This is a genomic window from Massilia sp. DJPM01, assembly GCF_030348125.1.
GTDB lineage: Bacteria > Pseudomonadota > Gammaproteobacteria > Burkholderiales > Burkholderiaceae_D > Telluria_A > Telluria_A frigida.
In genome coordinates this window covers 1-2,927 of sequence record NZ_JAQOZV010000136.1, presented here as the reverse complement: position 1 = coordinate 2,927, position 2,927 = coordinate 1, and the positions used below count along the sequence as shown (strand labels likewise).

Here is a 2,927-nt window from a genome sequence, read left to right as displayed (position 1 = left end):
CGGTAGTCGAAGGCATGCGTGCCGAAGTTGCTGGAGTTTGCTGAGGGGTTTCAATAAGATTCGAATTCAAAATTTCTCTCTCCCTGGTTGGTATCGTTTTATACCGCCGCAGCTTCGCGATAAGGTACAGCTATCAAGGAATAGGGCTACTTTCCGTCCCAAAAATTACTTAGCCGTCCCTCGCAGACGCAATGCGTTGGTAATCACCGATACCGAGCTCAGGCTCATCGCAAGCGCGGCAATTACCGGCGACAATAACTGCCCGGTAAGCGGGTATAGCAATCCCGCAGCGAGGGGGATTCCAAGTGCGTTGTAAATGAACGCGAAACCCAAGTTCTGGCGCATGTTGCGGACCGTATCTAGCGAAAGAACTCGCGCGCGCGCGATGGCGCGCAAGTCCCCTTTCACCAGAGTGAGGTGTGCGCTATTCATCGCCACGTCAGTCCCGGTTCCCATCGCGATGCCGACATCAGCCTTGGCCAATGCAGGGGCGTCGTTAATTCCGTCACCCGCCATCGCCACCACCTTGCCCTCCTTCTGCAGTCGTTCAACCAGGGCTAATTTGTCCTGTGGCTTCACCTCACCATAAACTTCTGTGATGCCGAGTCTTTTCGCCACTGATTTCGCTGTCGTGAGACCGTCTCCTGTCGCCATGATGACCGTCAGGCCGGCTGCGCGCAGGGTCTCGAGCGCTTCCATCGTGCTTGCCTTCACTGGGTCGGAGACGGCCAGCAGGCCGACCAAACGCTCGTCAGAAGAGAGGTACATTACGCTCGCCCCCTCGCCCCTAAGCTCTTCCGCTTGGTTAACTAACGCATGCCAATCAACTTTTTCGGCGTCCATCAGAGCGGTATTCCCCAACGCAATACGTTTGCCGGATACGACACCGCGTACTCCGATTCCACTGGAGGACTCAAAGCTCTCCGGCTTGTCCAGAGCCAGGCCGCGCTTGCGGGCCTCCGCGACAATTGCATTTGCAAGAGGATGCTCGCTTCCTTGGTCGATACTCGCAGCAATTCGCAACACATCTTCCTCCCTGAAACCGGGCGCGGCGACAACCCGGTCAAACGCAGGTTTCCCCTCCGTCAGGGTACCGGTCTTATCCACGATGAGCGTGTCAACCTTGTGCATTCCCTCTATAGCCGCGGCATCGCGGAACAGCATGCCTTGAGTCGCAGCACGGCCGGTGGCCGCCATTATTGACATCGGCGTTGCCAACCCCAACGCACACGGACATGCAATGATAATTACTGCAACCGCGTTGACGAACCCGAACACCCAACTTGGTTCTGGGCCGAAAAAGCCCCACCCGAGCAGTGTAAGAACCGCGATGGTAATTACAATGACGACGAAGTAGCCGGCGACAACGTCAGCCAGGCGCTGCATCGGCGCGCGAGACCGCTGGGCCTGCGCGACCATTTGTACAATTTGCGAGAGCATAGTCTGGGAGCCAATTTTCTCGGCGCGGATTACCAGACTCCCACTTGTGTTGAGCGTGGCGCCAATCACTTTGTCCCCAGGCCGCTTCGTCACTGGCATCGGTTCGCCAGTGAGCATTGATTCGTCAACTGCGCTTTCGCCTTCCGTGACCTTACCGTCGACAGGAACTTTCTCCCCTGGGCGCACGCGGAGTGCGTCTCCAATATGCACATGGGTTAGAGGCACGTCCTCTTCAGTACCGTCCTCCTTGATTCGCCTCGCAGTCTTTGGGGCCAAGCCCATCAGGGATTTGATTGCCGCGGAGGTTTGCGACCGCGCACGCAGTTCCAGGATTTGTCCCAACAGGGTCAACGAAACAATTACCGCTGCCGCCTCGTAGTAGACACCAACTCGACCACCATGCGATACGAGCGTCGCGGGGAACAAGCCGGGAGCAAACGTGGCAACAACGCTATAGCCGTACGCAGCAGCGACGCCGGAGCCGATTAGTGTCCACATGTTCGGACTGCGATGAAGTACGGAATGCACGCAGCGCACAAAGAAGGGCCAACCGGCCCACAAGACGACAGGCGTACTCAAAACAAGCTCAATGATGTTTTGCTTGGGAATCCCTTCGGGAAACACCATGTGACCGAACATTGCCAGCACGAAGACAGCAATGGAAAGCGGCAACGTCCACCAGAACCGGTGCCTGAAGTTGACCAGTTCAGGATTCTCCTCATCGTCAAGCGAAGGCATCACCGGTTCCAGCGCCATCCCGCATATTGGGCAACTTCCAGGTTCAGTTTTCCGAATCTCCGGATGCATAGGGCAGGTATATATCGTTCCCTCTTGAGTAGCTGGCTGCTCCTGTTCCTTCGCCTTATTCGTGTCCAGATATGACTTTGGGCTGGCACGAAATTTGGTCATACAACCAACGCTGCAGAAGAAATAATCGTGGCCTGCGTGGACGATTTTCTTTGCTGGGTCGGCGCTGACCTTCATGCCGCAAACGGGGTCCGTGAACGTCTTGTCCATGCCTACTGCCGAGGTATCGGCATGCACATGCGCAGCGTCCCCATCGTGATGGTGTGCCACGCGAGTTTGACTATCCATTCTGTTCTCCTCATGTCTTGCTTGAACCATACACTAAAGGAGGAATAAACCTCGCCGCGCTGAATATGGGCTGAATTGTTCGAGTCCGGTGCAGCATTCACATCGGGTGCTTTCGGGCGCGCAAACGACGTGTTTGATTGCGGCAAGTCCCGGGTGAGCGCGATTTATGCATTGTGGGACTGGCGGGTCGACGAAGCCTGACGGTCAGTCAGGAGCTCGTCATTGGAGGGCGGCAAGCAGCACATGCGCTTTCCGTGATGTGACGAGCCGCCTCTGAGAGTTGATGCCGGTTCAACCTGACCTAACAGTGCTATGAACACGGTTCACAGACAACAAGCTGTGAAACCACCCAAAGAATGTTCCGGCGGCGAACGCCCACGCACCCATGACGA

At 56.4% G+C, this 2,927-nt stretch carries 1 protein-coding gene; it reads right to left on the bottom strand.

Translation table 11 applies throughout. The features are described 5' to 3' along the window. Positions 1 to 165: 165 nt before the first annotated feature. Positions 166 to 2,535, bottom strand: a complete 2,370-nt coding sequence (locus PO883_RS34070; protein WP_373890136.1) for a heavy metal translocating P-type ATPase — start codon at positions 2,533 to 2,535, stop codon at positions 166 to 168. Positions 2,536 to 2,927 lie beyond the last annotated feature (392 nt).